This window comes from Robertmurraya sp. (genome assembly GCF_036676585.1).
GTDB lineage: Bacteria > Bacillota > Bacilli > Bacillales > Cytobacillaceae > Robertmurraya_A.
In genome coordinates this window covers 15,244-31,961 of record NZ_JAKFCQ010000164.1, presented here as the reverse complement: position 1 = coordinate 31,961, position 16,718 = coordinate 15,244, and the positions used below count along the sequence as shown (strand labels likewise).

At 39.3% G+C, this 16,718-nt stretch carries 15 protein-coding genes; all 15 read left to right on the top strand.

All coding sequences use genetic code 11. The features are described from left to right. The first annotated feature begins 25 nt into the window (after nt 1–25). Nucleotides 26–748: an elongation factor P 5-aminopentanone reductase gene (ymfI, locus tag ACGLXV_RS20490; protein ID WP_391560129.1), complete on the top strand. Its 723-nt coding sequence runs from the start codon at nt 26–28 to the stop codon at nt 746–748. An 87-nt stretch (nt 749–835) separates the two neighbouring features. Beyond that, nucleotides 836–1,093 (top strand): DUF3243 domain-containing protein, encoded by a 258-nt coding sequence (locus tag ACGLXV_RS20485; RefSeq protein WP_119707604.1) that lies wholly within the window; start codon nt 836–838, stop codon nt 1,091–1,093. 200 nt (nt 1,094–1,293) lie between these two features. Next, nucleotides 1,294–2,082: a DUF3388 domain-containing protein gene (locus ACGLXV_RS20480; RefSeq protein WP_119710531.1), complete on the top strand. Its 789-nt coding sequence runs from the start codon at nt 1,294–1,296 to the stop codon at nt 2,080–2,082. A gap of 72 nt (nt 2,083–2,154) precedes the next feature. Continuing rightward, the gene (locus ACGLXV_RS20475) at nt 2,155–3,072 is read left to right on the top strand and encodes a RodZ domain-containing protein (protein WP_391560128.1); all 918 of its coding nucleotides are present in this window, start codon (nt 2,155–2,157) and stop codon (nt 3,070–3,072) included. Nucleotides 3,073–3,190: 118 nt separating this feature from the next. Continuing rightward, a complete protein-coding gene (gene pgsA / locus ACGLXV_RS20470; protein ID WP_391560127.1) occupies nt 3,191–3,769 on the top strand; it encodes a CDP-diacylglycerol--glycerol-3-phosphate 3-phosphatidyltransferase in 579 nt (192 codons plus the stop codon). Between the two features lie 23 nt (nt 3,770–3,792). Next, nucleotides 3,793–5,031, top strand: coding sequence for a competence/damage-inducible protein A (locus ACGLXV_RS20465; protein WP_391560126.1), 1,239 nt, complete (start codon nt 3,793–3,795; stop codon nt 5,029–5,031). Nucleotides 5,032–5,304: 273 nt separating this feature from the next. Further along, a complete protein-coding gene (gene recA, locus ACGLXV_RS20460; RefSeq protein WP_119707608.1) occupies nt 5,305–6,354 on the top strand; it encodes a recombinase RecA in 1,050 nt (349 codons plus the stop codon). A 340-nt stretch (nt 6,355–6,694) separates the two neighbouring features. After that, nucleotides 6,695–8,257 (top strand): ribonuclease Y, encoded by a 1,563-nt coding sequence (rny, locus tag ACGLXV_RS20455; protein WP_119707609.1) that lies wholly within the window; start codon nt 6,695–6,697, stop codon nt 8,255–8,257. A gap of 292 nt (nt 8,258–8,549) precedes the next feature. Further along, nucleotides 8,550–9,347 carry a TIGR00282 family metallophosphoesterase gene (locus ACGLXV_RS20450; RefSeq protein ID WP_119707610.1) on the top strand — a complete coding sequence of 266 codons (798 nt, stop codon included), beginning with the start codon at nt 8,550–8,552 and terminating at the stop codon, nt 9,345–9,347. 230 nt (nt 9,348–9,577) lie between these two features. Beyond that, nucleotides 9,578–9,838 carry a stage V sporulation protein SpoVS gene (spoVS, locus tag ACGLXV_RS20445; protein ID WP_029281188.1) on the top strand — a complete coding sequence of 87 codons (261 nt, stop codon included), beginning with the start codon at nt 9,578–9,580 and terminating at the stop codon, nt 9,836–9,838. Nucleotides 9,839–9,940: 102 nt separating this feature from the next. Continuing rightward, a complete protein-coding gene (locus ACGLXV_RS20440) occupies nt 9,941–10,867 on the top strand; it encodes a dipeptidase (protein WP_391560125.1) in 927 nt (308 codons plus the stop codon). 304 nt (nt 10,868–11,171) lie between these two features. Continuing rightward, nucleotides 11,172–12,902, top strand: a complete 1,731-nt coding sequence (locus ACGLXV_RS20435) for a 2-oxoacid:acceptor oxidoreductase subunit alpha (RefSeq protein ID WP_119707612.1) — start codon at nt 11,172–11,174, stop codon at nt 12,900–12,902. Nucleotides 12,903–12,905: 3 nt separating this feature from the next. Further along, nucleotides 12,906–13,772, top strand: coding sequence for a 2-oxoacid:ferredoxin oxidoreductase subunit beta (locus ACGLXV_RS20430; protein WP_119707613.1), 867 nt, complete (start codon nt 12,906–12,908; stop codon nt 13,770–13,772). Between the two features lie 297 nt (nt 13,773–14,069). After that, the gene (miaB, locus tag ACGLXV_RS20425) at nt 14,070–15,617 is read left to right on the top strand and encodes a tRNA (N6-isopentenyl adenosine(37)-C2)-methylthiotransferase MiaB (protein WP_391560124.1); all 1,548 of its coding nucleotides are present in this window, start codon (nt 14,070–14,072) and stop codon (nt 15,615–15,617) included. Further along, nucleotides 15,618–16,052, top strand: coding sequence for a YlbF/YmcA family competence regulator (locus ACGLXV_RS20420; protein ID WP_119707615.1), 435 nt, complete (start codon nt 15,618–15,620; stop codon nt 16,050–16,052). It begins immediately after the preceding gene. Nucleotides 16,053–16,718: the final 666 nt, after the last annotated feature.

Below are 16,718 nucleotides of genomic sequence, written 5' to 3'. Positions count from 1 at the left end.
TTTTTGTTGAAGTGAGGAGAAGCTAGTGAAAAAATATGCGTTAATTACTGGAGCAAGCGGGGGGATCGGCTCCGCCATAGCAAAGAGGCTTGCAAAGGATGGGCTTTCTTTATACTTACATTACCATAAGAATATAGAAGGAATGGAACGTTTGCTCCGTGAACTTTCTGTTTTTGAGAATGAATACATTCCAATACAAGCGGATTTGACTAAAAAAAATGGGATTGAAAAGCTTTGTGAAAATATCTTTGCTTTACATGCTATCATACATAATTCTGGTCAAAGTCATTATGGGTTATTGGTTGACTTGAAGGATGACGACCTTGAGCAAATCATGAAGCTTCAAGTTACTGCACCGATTTTATTGACGAAGCGTTTGCTTCCGAAGCTGATGGCTCATCGCGATGGTCAAATTGTGGTTATTTCCTCAATCTGGGGGCAGACGGGTGCTGCCTGTGAAGTAGCATATTCTGCTGCAAAAGGTGCCCAAATCGCGTTTGTAAAAGCGTTAAGTAAAGAAGTTGCATTAAATGGAATTACAGTTAACGCGGTCGCACCTGGTGTCATTCAAACTCCGATGTTAGAAAATTTTACTGATGACGACTTACAGATGCTTAAGGATGAAATTCCAATTGGAAGACTAGGTTCAGGTGAGGATGTGGCTGATTCAGTTTCCTTTCTTCTCTCTTCTGGTTCTAGGTATATCACAGGCCATACACTTTCGGTTAATGGTGGGTGGTATACATAATTCACGAAACGTTCACGTTATCTAAATGAATAATTCCCTCCTTTTCAAAGCAAAATAAGTTCGTAGTAAAAAAAAGGAGGTTATACAATGTCTGTACTTGATAATTGGGAGCAGTGGAAAGACTTTTTAGGTGATCGCCTGCATCATGCTCAGAATGAGGGGATGAACAAGCAAGTAATTGGTGATCTTGCTTTCCAAATCGGAGACTATTTAGCCAAACAAATAGATCCGAAAAACGAACAAGAGCGCATTTTATCTGACCTTTGGTCTGTTGCTACACCTGAAGAACAGCATGCCATTGCTAACATGATGGTGAAACTCGTTCAAAATGACGGATCACGCTAAAGACTGCTTAAATAGGTAAATCAAAAAGAGAGGCAAACATCCTCTCTTTTTTTTCATATCATACAAATATTTCTCCAAATTACGACTTGTTCTTGTTTTTCCTTTCATCTTAATAGAAAATCATATATGATAGAAGATGATTAATTTGCACCAATAATGGTCAAATATGGCGCTTCCCTTGGAGGTATTCTATGGAAAAGATGAACAAAACAGAATGGTACTTGGAGTATGAAATTCAGAAAAATCGCCCTGGTTTGCTAGGGGATATTTCTTCTTTATTAGGGATGCTCTCCATTAATATCGTAACCATTAATGGGGTGGATGAAGGAAGACGCGGTTTGCTCATTCTAGCACAGGATTATGAACAAATTGAGCGACTTGAATCTATTTTGAAAACAATGGATACGATTAAGATAATCAAGCTAAGAGAACCAAAGCTAAGAGACCGATTAGCTGTGAGGCACGGTAGATACATACAGAGAGATGCTGATGACAAAAAGACCTTTCGATTTGTACGCGATGAACTGGGGCTATTAGTAGATTTTATGGCAGAGTTATTTAAGCAGGAAGGTCATAAACTCATTGGAATCCGTGGAATGCCGCGTGTTGGAAAAACTGAGTCTATTGTTGCTTCAAGCGTATGTGCGAACAAAAGATGGCTGTTTGTTTCCTCTACGCTCTTAAAGCAAACCATTCGTAATCAACTCATTGAGGACGAATATAACGAGAACAATCTATTCATTATTGACGGCATCGTTTCTACAAGAAGAGCAAACGAACGACATTGGCAATTAGTTCGAGAAATTATGAGACTACCTGCTGTGAAAGTTGTTGAGCATCCGGATGTATTTGTCCAAAATACAGAGTACACACTCGATGATTTTGATTATATTATCGAGCTTAGAAACGATCCAGAAGAGGAAATTAAGTATGATATTGTAAGAAATACGATGTTTTCAGATTCTGATTTTGGGGGATTTGATTTCTAAAAGAGCCGTTTTCGTTTATACATAAAAATAACTTGCGAAAACGCCTTTAATAGCATTGGAAGGTGTTAGAAGTTGACAGAACTAAGTAACAAACTAAAAGAAGCTCGGCTTTCACTCGGCTTGAGCTTGGATGATTTACAAACAACAACCAAAATTCAAAAACGGTATTTGCAAGCATTAGAAGAGGGGAATTATAGTATTATTCCTGGTCCTTTTTATGTACGTGCTTTTATTAAGCAATATGCAGAAGCTGTTCAGCTCGATCCAGAAGAGCTATTTGCTGAGTATAAGTCTGATATCCCATCTACGCATGGCGATGACTTTCCAGATAAGCTTTCAAGGGTGCAAACTAGGAAGGATGTTGCACCAAGTAATTCGAAGTTATTTGCTATTCTACCAAGGCTCCTGATTGGTGTTTTTGTTATCGGTGCAGTGGCTCTAGCCTACTTTTTAGTAGTTAATATTAAAGAAAATGGTGAATCGGCAGAGGAACCAGCAACGTCTGATAGCGAACAAATTCAGTATAAAGACAATTTATCTGAGAAGGAAGCAGATGAGGAAAAAGAAACGGAAGCTTCTGAAGATGAAGACAACCAAACATCTGGTGCTAATGGTGTAACTGAGGAAGAAACGACTGAAGAAGCTACTCCAACACAAGAAGTTACGGTTGCTGAATCAAAAGGGAAAGAAACAGTATATGAAGTAAAGAATGCAGAAAAATTTGAAGTAAAGCTGGTGTCTACCGGTGAAACCTGGGTAAATATGCTAAATGGAAAAGGACATTCTTTTTGGCAAGGGATTTTAAAAACAGGTGCTGAGGATAATAAAGTAGTTGATTATTCAAAAGAGCAAGAAGCTGTTCTAGTGATTGGGAATTCTACAGCCACTGAAATATATGTGAATGATCAAAAGCTCGAGTATGCTACACCTCCGGATGACCAAGTTAGACAGGATATCACAATTCGTTATGTACCAACAGTGAATGAATAGTCATCGTATGGTGACTATTTTTTCGCTTTCTTTTCTATTTTGTTGTATGCTTGTTTTATTAAAAGAAGAAAGTAATAATAAGGAATTTGCTTTATAGGTTAAAATGGAGGTCTTTAAAATGAATTTACCTAATAAAATTACAGTCTCACGAATTTTATTAATTCCACTATTTTTAGTAATTGTATATGATCCTTTTTATTGGGGGAATATGCAGTTCATTGGGGCGGAGCTTCCAGTTGCTCACTTTATCGCCGCAATCATCTTTATTTTTGCTTCTGCAACCGATTGGGTCGATGGATATTATGCTAGAAAGTATAATCTTGTTACCAATCTTGGAAAGTTCCTTGATCCGTTAGCAGACAAGTTGCTCGTGTCAGCAGCATTAATTGTTTTAGTTGAATTTGGACTTGCTGCTTCTTGGCTGGTCATTATCATAATTAGCCGAGAGTTTGCTGTAACAGGACTTCGCTTAATTCTTGCTGGTGGTGGAGAAGTGGTAGCGGCGAATATGCTCGGAAAAATTAAGACATGGACACAAATCGTTGCGATTTCCGCGTTGTTATTACATAACACCATTTTCGAACTAGCTTCCATTCCGTTTGCTGACATTGCCTTATGGGTTGCTACGTTCTTTACGATATGGTCTGGCTGGGATTATTTTGCGAAAAATAAACAAGCATTTGTTAATTCTAAATAAATAGAGGTTAGGTGATTGTATACATGAATGCTGAGATCATCGCGGTTGGATCAGAGCTATTGCTCGGGCAAATTGTTAATACTAACGCTCGTTTCATTTCCAAACAACTAGCTAGCATTGGTACAAATGTGTTTTATCATACGGTGGTTGGTGATAATCCGACCCGTTTACAGCAAGCGATTGCTGTTGCAGAAGGCCGATCTAACTTAATTATTTTTACAGGTGGATTGGGACCAACAAAGGATGATTTGACAAAAGAGACAATTGCCAAACATCTTGGTAAGGAGCTGGAGTTTGATCAAGCTGCTCTTGACTCAATCTCTCAATACTTTGAACGTACAAACCGTGTCATGACAGAGAATAATAAGAAGCAAGCGTTGGTCCTTGCTGACTCTACTGTTTTGCCAAATGATAACGGAATGGCCCCTGGAATGCTTTTAATTACTGATACTCACCGGTATATGCTTTTACCAGGACCGCCGAAAGAAATGGAACCAATGTTTCTAAATTATGCGCTTCCGCTATTACAAAAGGAGCCAGACGTCTCTGAGACGATCGTTTCACGAGTGTTGCGTTTCTTTGGGATAGGAGAGGCTACATTAGAAACAAAAATTGAGGATTTGATTGATGCGCAAACGAATCCTACGATTGCCCCCCTTGCTAGCGATGGGGAAGTCACATTACGGCTCACTGCTAAGCACCAACAAACCGACGTTGCAAATGAGCTTATTAATGAAACGGAAGAGAAGATCCGTACACGTGTTGGTGAGTTCTTCTACGGATATGATGAAACCTCATTAATGAATGAGTTATTTACACTGCTTCAAAAGAACGATTTAACGATTGCCTGTGCAGAGAGCTTAACTGGAGGGATGTTTCAGCAGGAGCTGACAGCTATTCCAGGTTCGAGTGCGGTATTAAAAGGCGGAGTCGTCTGCTATACGAATGAGGTTAAGGAAAAGGTACTTGGTGTTAAAAAGGAATCTCTCGAGAATTATGGAGCAGTTAGTGAAGAGTGCGCAAGGGAGTTAGCTGAAAATGTGGCTTCTTTACTTAACGCCGATATTGGAATTAGCTTCACTGGTGTAGCAGGACCTGGTTCAGTTGAGGGAAAACCGGTAGGTACAGTTTATATTGGAATTTCGAAAAAAGGATCTCCAGTAAAAGTTGAAAAATTTGTCTTTGCTGGAACTAGAGAAGGAAATCGAGTAAGAAGTGTGAAGTATGGCTGTTTCTCACTAATCAATAGCTTGAAAGATTAACAGAGCAAATCATTTTGCTCTGTTTTTTTCTCTTTACCAAATTTAGAATTTGATTTAAAATGAGATTTTTCAGCTATGAACATAGGCGAAAAAACAATATTGCTAAGAAGAAAATAGATTTTTACAACTATATTTGGTAGTGAAAAAAATCGAATGAATGTTCGATTTTTTGCTCGACAAACAGAAATAAAACGAGTATAGTAAAGATAGTGAAATGAACATGCAACGAATAATAGATAGATATATTCGTTTTAAATAAGGAGGAAAATAGTAGTGGCAAATGATCGTCAAGCAGCCCTTGAAATGGCATTAAAACAAATAGAAAAGCAATTTGGTAAAGGCTCTATCATGAAGTTAGGAGAGCAAACAGATCGTCAAATTTCTACTTCTAAAAGTGGATCACTAGCTCTTGATACAGCATTAGGAATAGGTGGCTATCCAAAGGGCCGTATCATTGAAATCTATGGTCCTGAAAGCTCGGGTAAAACAACGGTTGCCCTTCATGCAATTGCTGAGGTACAAGCTGCAGGTGGACAAGCAGCATTTATTGATGCCGAGCATGCACTTGACCCTGATTATGCACAGAAGCTTGGTGTGAACATTGATGAATTGCTATTGTCACAGCCTGACACTGGTGAACAAGCCCTTGAAATTGCTGAAGCATTGGTGCGAAGCGGAGCAGTTGATATTTTAGTCATCGACTCAGTAGCAGCCCTTGTTCCAAAGGCAGAGATTGAAGGGGAAATGGGAGACTCTCACGTTGGTCTACAAGCTCGTCTAATGTCACAAGCTCTTCGTAAGCTTTCTGGTGCGATTAACAAGTCTAAAACAATTGCTATCTTTATTAACCAGATTCGTGAAAAGGTCGGAGTTATGTTTGGTAACCCTGAGACAACTCCTGGTGGACGTGCGCTTAAATTCTATTCATCTGTTCGTTTAGAGGTTCGCCGTGCAGAAACGTTAAAGCAAGGCAATGATATGGTTGGTAACAAAACGAAAATTAAAGTTGTGAAGAATAAAGTAGCTCCTCCATTCCGTACGGCTGAAGTAGATATTATGTACGGAGAAGGAATTTCGAAAGAGGGAGAAGCTCTTGATATGGGCTCGGAACTTGATATCGTACAAAAGAGTGGATCTTGGTATTCTTATAATGATGAGCGTCTTGGTCAAGGGCGTGAGAATGCGAAGCTGTTCTTGAAGGAAAATAAAGAGTTATTAGTTGAAATCCAAAATAAGATCCGTGAACACTATGGTTTAGACGGCGTGAAGACTCTTCCGGAAGACCATGAAGAAGATCAAGAACAATTTGATTTAGTAGATTAATACAGATTTTACAGCAGACTATTTGGTCTGCTGTTTTTTATATCGTCGTTGATAATGATCGTACGAAAATTGTGAGGTTACCTCGATAAATGAAAGCTTTAACAGCAGTGGATTTGACATAGTTCACCATAATCTACCAATATAAACGAAATATTACAACCAAGCCGGACAAACCCTTGACAATAAAAATTCACACATTTACAATTAATATGTATATTTTATGTTTTTTAATGATGAATGAAGACGTGTAAAAGCCTTTGTGCTGTATATTGACAAAACAATGTACATGCCGACATTTTAGAAAACGTAACACAAGTTAATAGCAAGAGGAGGTGAAATGATGGATCTATTTACAATGATCATCTCCATTTTGCTTGCTTTACCCGTCGGTGCAGTTGTTGGCTATTTTGTTCGTAAATCTTTTTCTGAAGCAAAAATTGCTGGAGCTAGAGGTGCTGCAGAGCAAATTCTAGAGGATGCAAAACGTGAAGCAGAAGCCTTAAAAAAGGAGTCTCTGCTTGAGGCAAAGGATGAGATTCATAAGCTTCGTACAGAAGCAGAACGTGAAGTTCGTGATCGTAGAAGCGAGCTGCAAAAGCAGGAAAACCGCTTACTTCAAAAAGAGGAAAATCTTGATCGAAAAGACGAATCGTTAGACAAACGTGAAGCACTTTTAGAGAAGAGGGACGATTCTCTTAACAAAAAACAACAGCATATTGAAGAGATGGAAAGCAAAGTGGACGAGATCGTAAAAATGCAACAGGCAGAGCTTGAACGCATCTCGGGCTTAACTCGTGATGAGGCGAAATCCATCATTTTAGAGCGTATGGAACAGGAGTTATCCCATGACATCGCTTTAATGATAAAAGAGAGTGAAAATAGAGCAAAAGAGGAAGCAGACAAAAAAGCAAAGGAAATTTTGTCGTTAGCTATTCAACGTTGTGCGGCTGATCACGTAGCTGAAACGACCGTTTCGGTAGTCACTCTTCCAAATGATGAGATGAAAGGTCGAATCATTGGTCGTGAAGGACGAAACATCCGTACACTTGAAACTCTTACTGGAATTGATCTCATTATTGATGATACTCCAGAAGCAGTTATTTTATCTGGGTTTGATCCGATTCGAAGAGAAACAGCCCGCTTAGCGCTTGAAAAGCTAGTTCAAGATGGTCGTATCCATCCTGCTCGAATCGAAGAAATGGTTGATAAGGCACGCCGTGAAGTGGATGAACATATTCGTGAAATTGGTGAGCAAACAACTTTTGAGGTTGGGGTACATGGACTGCACCCAGATTTGATTAAGATTCTCGGCCGATTGAAATTCCGTACTAGCTATGGTCAAAATGTGTTGAAGCACTCTACTGAAGTTTCTCAATTAGCTGGATTGCTAGCTGCAGAACTTGGAGAAGATGAAACACTTGCTCGTCGTGCAGGCTTACTACACGATATTGGTAAGGCAATTGACCATGAAGTGGAAGGAAGTCACGTAGAAATCGGTGTCGAACTGGCTACTAAATACAAGGAGCATCCGGTTGTTATTAACTCGATTGCTTCTCACCATGGCGATTCCGAGCCTACATCCGTTATTGCTGTTCTTGTTGCAGCGGCAGATGCGCTATCCGCAGCAAGACCTGGTGCAAGACGTGAGACGCTTGAAAACTATATCCGACGCTTAGAAAAGCTTGAGGAAATTTCAGAATCGTATGATGGAGTGGAAAAGTCATTTGCTATCCAGGCTGGACGTGAAGTTCGTATCCTAGTGAAGCCAGAGCAAATTGACGACTTAGAGGCTCATCGTTTAGCTCGCGATATTCGTAAAAAAATCGAAGAGGAACTTGATTATCCTGGCCATATTAAGGTAACGGTAATTAGGGAAACGAGAGCAGTTGAATACGCAAAATAAAGCGGTGCTTTTGCACCGCTTTTATTTTGTCCAGCTCCAGCCCCCAGCAACTAGTGTACTTCGATCATCTCCCTACGATAAGTCAACATCGAATCGCTTGCGCTCTTCGTGTTTCCTTTATCTCAGTCGAAGCTCTCCACAAGGAAAGCTTCGACAGCATTCGCATCGCACGAAGGAAAAGCATGGCTTTTTCAAGGAGTCCATACGTTGCTAAACGGGCGCTTACGCTTTTCTTATTACCCAATACATATGATACAATGGAAAGAAATTACGAAAAAGAAGGGTTTAATTGATGAACATATTATTTGTTGGAGATGTCGTTGGTTCACCAGGAAGAGATATGGTGAAGGAATACGTCCCAAGATTAAAGGAAAAATATCGTCCACACATTACCATTATTAATGGTGAAAATGCTGCAGGTGGAAAAGGGATTACGGAAAAAATCTATCGAGGTTTTTTAGAGGTTGGTGCGCAAGCCGTTACGTTAGGAAACCATACATGGGATAACCGTGATATTTTTGAATTCATCGATGATGCCAAATACATGGTTAGACCAGCAAACTTTCCCGAAGATAACCCTGGTAAGGGAATTGTGTATTTAAAAATGAATCAAGATGAAATAGCAATCATCAGCCTGCAAGGACGTACCTTTATGCAACCCAATAATTGTCCGTTCCGAAAAGCGGATGAACTGATCGAAGAAGCTAGTAAACGAACACCTATTATCTTTGTTGATTTCCATGCTGAGGCAACAAGTGAGAAGCTCGCTATGGGTTGGTATTTAGATGGAAGAGTAACAGCAGTAGTTGGTACACATACACATGTACAAACGGCTGACAATCGAGTATTACCGCAAGGAACAGCCTATATTTCGGATGTTGGAATGACAGGTCCATATGATGGGATACTTGGAATGGACAGAGAAATTGTCATTAGACGATTCCTATCCAACTTACCAGCACGATTTGAAGTTCCAGATACAGATAAAACACAACTTGGTGCCGTACATATTGAACTAGATAAAAAGACGGGAAAAGCAAAAAAAATCGATCGAATTCTGATCAATGACGATCATCCATTTTTCTCATAGACGGTCAGAAAAATAAACGCATAGCTAAAGCACCTGCAAAATAGACGCAGGTGTTTTTTTGTTTAACTATTACCGCTAGAAATGCATATACACTTTGTTTTTAATCTTACTTTTTTGTCCAAGCCGGAATATGTTAAAGTTTTTGCGAATATAGTAGCAATGGAATCATATATACCTGAGTTGTTCAATAACAAGAACATCAGGGGGGATTAAACAAGGAGGAGCTAGGAATGGAAATATTAAAAGTTTCAGCAAAATCTAATCCCAATTCTGTAGCTGGTGCGCTCGCAGGAGTTCTGCGCGAAAGAGGTGCTGCGGAAATTCAGGCCATAGGTGCGGGTGCATTAAATCAAGCGGTAAAGGCAGTAGCCATTGCACGAGGATTTGTAGCACCTAGCGGAGTCGATTTAATTTGTATCCCAGCATTCACAGACATATTAATTGATGGGGAAGAGCGCACAGCGATCAAATTAATCATTGAGCCAAGATGAGGGAGTATCTTTTTTCCTGTTTGCATTCTTATTGCAAACAGGTTCTTTTTTTGTCAGTATGAGTCTATGCTAAAATAAACGACTAAGGAAGGGATACGAACCATGAAAATTTTTGATGCGCATTGTGATGTATTATACAAAATGTTTATGAATCCGAAGCTTACAAGCTTTCTAGATCCAAAGGAGCTTCAGGTTACGCTCGCGGGCATGAAAAAAAGTGGTGTAAAAGTACAATGCTTTGCCATCTACGTACCAGAGAATATTCACCCTGATCTTTCCTTCCATGCTGCTTTGCATATGATAGACCTTTTCTATGAAAAAATTATCAAACCATATAAAGAAATTAAGCTGATTACGAGTCAGAGTGATTTAGATGATCTAAAAGATGGGGAATTCGGAGCTATTCTTACACTGGAGGGGTGTGATTGTATCGGTTCGGATTTGCTGAAGTTAAAAACACTGCTGCGTCTCGGAGTTTCTTCAGTTGGTTTAACATGGAATTTTGCCAATGCTGTCGCTGATGGGGCACTTGAAGAGCGGGGCGCTGGTCTATCTAGATTCGGAAAAAGAGTCGTATCAACTCTTAACAAAGAGAGGGTATGGTGTGATGTATCACATCTATCAGAAAGAGGGTTTTGGGATGTGTTGGAGTTAGCAGATTATCCTTTCGCTTCTCACTCCAATGCGTATTCTCTATGTCCGCATCCGAGAAACTTACGGGATGAACAGATTGCGGCATTAATAGAAAGAGAAACAGTCATGGGATTAACCTTTGTTACTCAGTTCCTCTCTGGGAAAACGACAGCGACGATTACTGATGTACTGCGTCATCTTGACTATATTTGCTCTCTTGGAGGAGAGGATTTTGTTGGATTTGGGTCTGATTTTGATGGAACCGAACATTGTGTAACAGGGCTTGAACATGTAGAAAATTATAGTAATCTTGTAAATGAACTAGGAAAATATTATTCCAGTATACAGGTCGAGAAGTTTTTGTACGGAAATATGGCAAAAAGATTTCCGAAATAAAGAGGAGTGAATAAAGCGTTTTCATTTTTATTTAGACTGATTGGCTTAAAAAAAGACAGATAAAACTATTATTTTCGCAAAAATAAAAAAATATTCATATTTTCGCCATTATTTGGGCGTAAAGGGTTGCTTTTTTTTTCACATAGGTCTAGAATTGAAAGCGTTTAGTACCCTTCCATTTCTCACATTTTTACTCTATGAAAACTAGAGTCAAAATCTTCGTGTTACAATCGGAAAAGTGCTACACTATTGGTAAAGTAAACGTTTTTACATATTTCTTAACGTATCCAAAGGGGTGTAAGACATGATCAATCAACTTTCTTGGAAAGTTGGCGGGCAGCAAGGGGAAGGGATTGAAAGTACTGGGGAGATTTTCTCTATTGCTTTGAATCGATTAGGTTACTATTTATATGGGTACCGCCACTTTTCATCTCGTATTAAAGGTGGACACACTAATAACAAAATCCGTGTAAGCACGTCACAGGTTCGCTCTATTTCAGATGACTTAGACATCTTAGTGGCATTTGATCAGGAAACGCTTGACTTAAATTACAAAGAACTTCATGACAATGGTGTGATGATTGCAGATGCGAAGTTTAATCCTGTGAAACCAACGGATACAAATGCAACTTTGTATGCGGTTCCATTTACAGATATTGCAACTGAATTGGGTACATCATTAATGAAAAACATGGTGGCTGTAGGAGCTACATGTGCAGTACTAGATTTAGATATTAACGTTTTTGAGTCCGTAGTTCAAGAGATTTTTGGACGCAAAGGACAGTCTGTGGTTGATAAGAACATGGAAGCAATCAAAGCTGGTTATACAGCAATGAAGGAGCAAATCCAAGATTCCGCTTTAATGCAATTAGCAAAAGCAGATGGAAAGCAACGTTTGTTCATGATTGGTAACGATGCAATTGCACTAGGTGCACTAGCTGGTGGATGTCGCTTTATGGCAGCATATCCAATTACTCCTGCTTCAGAAATCATGGAGTATTTAATTAAAAAACTACCTGCTCTTGGTGGAACAGTTATTCAAACTGAAGATGAAATTGCGGCATGTACGATGGCAATCGGTGCAAACTATGCAGGTGTTCGTGCGATCACTGCATCAGCTGGTCCGGGATTATCGTTGAAGATGGAAGCAATCGGTCTTTCTGGAATTACCGAAACACCAATTGTTATTGTTGATACACAGCGTGGTGGTCCATCTACAGGTCTACCAACAAAGCAAGAACAATCTGATTTAATGGCCATGATTTATGGAACTCACGGAGAAATTCCAAAGATCGTTATGGCTCCAAGTACTGTACAAGAAGCGTTCTACGATACAGCTGAGGCATTTAACCTTGCTGAAGAGTACCAAGTGCCTGTTATCGTCTTATCTGACCTTCAACTTTCTTTAGGAAAGCAAACGGTTGAGCCTTTAGACTTTAGTAAGGTAGAAATTCGACGCGGAAAACTTGTAACTGAACTACCAGAATCAGATTCAAAAGATTACTTTAAGCGATACGAAGTGACTGAAGATGGTATTTCTCCTCGTGTTATTCCTGGGGTAAAGGGTGGAATTCACCACGTAACAGGTGTAGAACATGATGAAACAGGTAAACCGTCAGAATCAGCATTAAACCGTAATGCACAAATGGATAAGCGTTTCCGTAAAGTTGAGAACATCAAATTTAATACGCCAATTCACGTTCAAGCTCCACATGCGGATGCGGATGTACTAGTTGTTGGTTTTAACTCAACTAGAGGAGCGATTGAAGAAGCTATGACACGCCTTGAGAAGGATGGAGTGAAAGTGAATCATGCGCATGTACGTTTGATTCATCCGTTCCCTACTGACGAAATGCTTCCACTAGTCAAAGCAGCTAAAAAGGTTGTAGTTGTTGAAAACAACGCAACTGGACAGTTAGCAAACATTCTGAAGATGAATGTAGGACATGCTGAGAAAGTAGTAAAGCATTTAAAGTATGACGGAAATCCATTCCTACCACATGAAATCCATTCAAAGATCAAGGAGTTGTTCTAAATTATGGCGACGTTTAAAGATTTTCGAAACAACGTGAAGCCTAACTGGTGTCCAGGCTGCGGCGATTTCTCTGTTCAAGCGGCAATTCAACGTGCTGCTGCGAATGTAGGGTTAGAGCCAGATAACTTAGCGGTTATTTCTGGTATCGGTTGCTCTGGACGTATTTCAGGATATATAAACTCTTACGGATTCCATTCCATTCATGGACGTTCTTTACCGATTGCTCAAGGGGTAAAAATGGCGAATCGTGATTTGACGGTTATTGCATCTGGGGGAGATGGAGATGGTTTCGCGATCGGAATGGGTCATACAATTCACTCTATCCGTCGAAACATCGATATCACTTACATCGTAATGGATAACCAAATTTACGGTTTAACAAAGGGTCAAACATCCCCAAGATCGGCAGCAGGCTTCAAAACGAAGTCTACGCCACAAGGATCAATCGAACAGCCGATTTCTCCAATGGAAATGGCTTTAACTGCTGGTGCTACATTTGTGGCACAAAGCTTCTCTACAGACTTAAAAGACTTAACAGCGCTTATTGAAGCTGGTATTAAGCATAAAGGTTTCTCTTTAATCAACGTGTTTAGCCCATGTGTGACATACAATAAAATCAACACATACGACTGGTTTAAGGAAAACCTAACAAAGCTAGCTGATGTGGAAGGCTATGATTCATCTAACCGTGAAATGGCGATGCAAACTCTAATGCAGCATAACGGATTAGTAACAGGCTTGATTTATCAAGATACAGAGCGTAAATCTTACCAGGAACTAATTAACGGTTACTCTGAAACACCTTTATCTCAGCATGACCTTCAATTAGATGAAGCTCATTTTAATAAATTAGTTTCCGAGTTTATGTAAGTTGGAATGAACAAGAAACCCCGAGAACATCTCGGGGTTTCTCTATGTGGTATATTTCTGGTGATTTGTGATAACTATCACTTTCAATGAACGTGATAAGGGGTAAAATTATTTGCTGTAATGAATGAAACCGCTAACGAATGGTTAAGTTTTTTATATTGTGTTCAGTTGTTCAACCATTTATACTTAACTAATGTGATTCATTCTACTATCAACGAACTAACTATACGAAAATAATATTTTCGTTTGGTTGTATTTTTAAAATGTTTGATTATTGCAGTGAAAGGAGCAACATTTATGAACGAAAAGCAACGATTAGAAAGTCAACAAGCAGTGCAGGAAGGTAATTCTTCGGACAAAAAATCCGGTAAGGATTACAGTAAATATTTTGAAACAGTATATACTCCACCATCGTTAAAAGACGCGAAAAAGCGTGGAAAAGAAGAAGTAACGTACCATAAGGATTTCTCACTTCCTGAAGAATTTAAAGGCATGGGACAAGGTCGTAAGTTTTATATTCGTACGTACGGCTGTCAAATGAATGAGCATGATACAGAAGTAATGGCTGGTATTTTCATGGGGCTAGGCTATGAACCAACAGACTCTGTTGATGATGCAAATGTTATTTTATTAAATACATGTGCGATCCGTGAGAATGCTGAAAACAAAGTGTTTGGTGAGCTAGGTCATCTTAAACATTTAAAACAGCAAAACCCAGATGTATTAATCGGAGTTTGTGGCTGTATGTCTCAAGAGGAATCGGTAGTTAATAAAATCCTAAAAACATACCACCAAGTGGATATGATTTTTGGAACGCATAATATTCACCGCTTACCAAATATCCTACACGAAGCTTACATGTCTAAGGAAATGGTTGTGGAAGTATGGTCTAAAGAAGGAGATGTTATTGAGAACCTTCCGAAGATCCGCCGTGGAAATATTAAAGCATGGGTAAACATTATGTACGGATGTGATAAGTTCTGTACGTATTGTATCGTTCCATTTACTCGCGGAAAAGAGCGTAGCCGTCGTCCTGAAGACATCATTCAAGAAGTTCGCCAGTTAGCAGCGCAAGGATATCAGGAAATTACCCTTCTTGGACAAAACGTAAATGCTTACGGAAAAGATTTTGAAGATATGAATTACGGCTTAGGTGACTTAATGGATGAGATCCGTAAGATTGATATTCCACGTATTCGTTTTACAACGAGTCATCCGCGTGATTTTGACGATCACTTAATTGAGGTACTTGCTAAGGGTGGAAACTTAGTTGAGCATATACACCTTCCGGTTCAATCTGGTTCTACAGAAGTACTAAAAATCATGGCTCGTAAGTACACAAGAGAACAATACCTAGAACTTGTTCGCAAAATTAAAGCAGCTATTCCTAATGCTTCTTTCACTACAGATATCATTGTAGGATATCCGAATGAAACGGAAGAACAATTCGAAGAAACGCTTTCCTTATACCGTGAAGTAGGATACGAATCTGCTTATACATTCATCTATTCTCCACGTGAAGGAACGCCAGCGGCTAAAATGCAGGATAACGTTCCAATGGAAGTGAAGAAGGAACGTTTACAGCGATTAAACGCATTGGTAAATGAACTGTCAGCAGAAGCAATGAAGAAATATCATGGGGAAATAGTGGAAGTATTAGTTGAAGGGGAAAGTAAAAACAACCCGGATGTACTTGCTGGCTACACTCGTAAAAGCAAGCTAGTAAACTTTGTTGGGCCAAAAACAGCAATTGGTAAGCTTGTAAAAGTAAAAATCACAGAAGCAAAAACATGGTCATTAAACGGGGAAATCGTGGAAGAAACTCAAAGTGTAGAGGTGAAATAAATGGCGAAGTACACAAAAGATGATATTATAGCACGCGCAAAAGAACTAGCTTCCATGATCGCGAGCACAGAAGAAGTAGATTTTTTCAAGAAAGCGGAAGCGCAAATTCATAGCAATGAAAAAGTAAGCTCTCTTATCTCGCAAATTAAAGGGTTGCAAAAGCAAGCTGTTAATTTGCAACACTATGGAAAAGCAGAAGCTCTTAAGAAAACAGAAGATAAAATTGCTTCTATTGAAGAAGAATTGGATTCTATCCCTGTAGTACAGGAATTTAAGCAATCACAAGTAGATGTAAATGAACTACTGCAATTAGTGGCTAACACCATCTCCAACAAAGTGACAGACGAAGTCATCTTGTCAACGGGCGGAAATGTCCTAAGTGGGGAAACCGGTGCAGAGGTTAACAATAAGAATCAGAGCTGTTCCCATCACTAAGATGAAGACAAAAAAGACCCTCGTTTGGGAAACGAGGGTCTTTTTTGTATGCGACTCGGTTTTGAAGGGGAGTGAAGACTGGAAAGGGGTACAAATCTAGGCGAAAAGGTATTCATTGGAGTTATGAAGAACCGAAACAGCTCGGAAATCCCGTTATAACGTCCTTCTTCGGGCTTATGAAGGACAAAACTGATAGCGGGAGCATCTGCAACGTCTTTCATCAGTGTATGAAGGACAAAACTGGTAGTGAATACAGCTAAAATGAAGTTCATCGAGCCTATGAAGATCAAAACCGTAACAGAATCTAATCAAAATGAAGTTCATCAAGCCAATGAAAATCAAAACCGTAACAGAATCCACTCAAAATGAAGTTCATTGAGCTTATGAAGATCAAAACCGTTAAAGAACCCAACCAAAATGAAGTTCATCAACGCAATGAAGATCAAAACCGTTAAAAAACCCAATCAAAATGAAGTTCATCGAGCCTATGAAGGTCAAAACCGTAAAAGAATCCAATTAAAATGAAGTTCATTAACCCAATAAAGATCAAAACCGTTAAAAAATCCAACCCAACTGAAGTTCATTAACCTTAATAAACTATCCAGTAAAAAAACCGTCCAAAAACGATCTTCACCCTACAAATGACCAACCACACCCACCGTCACA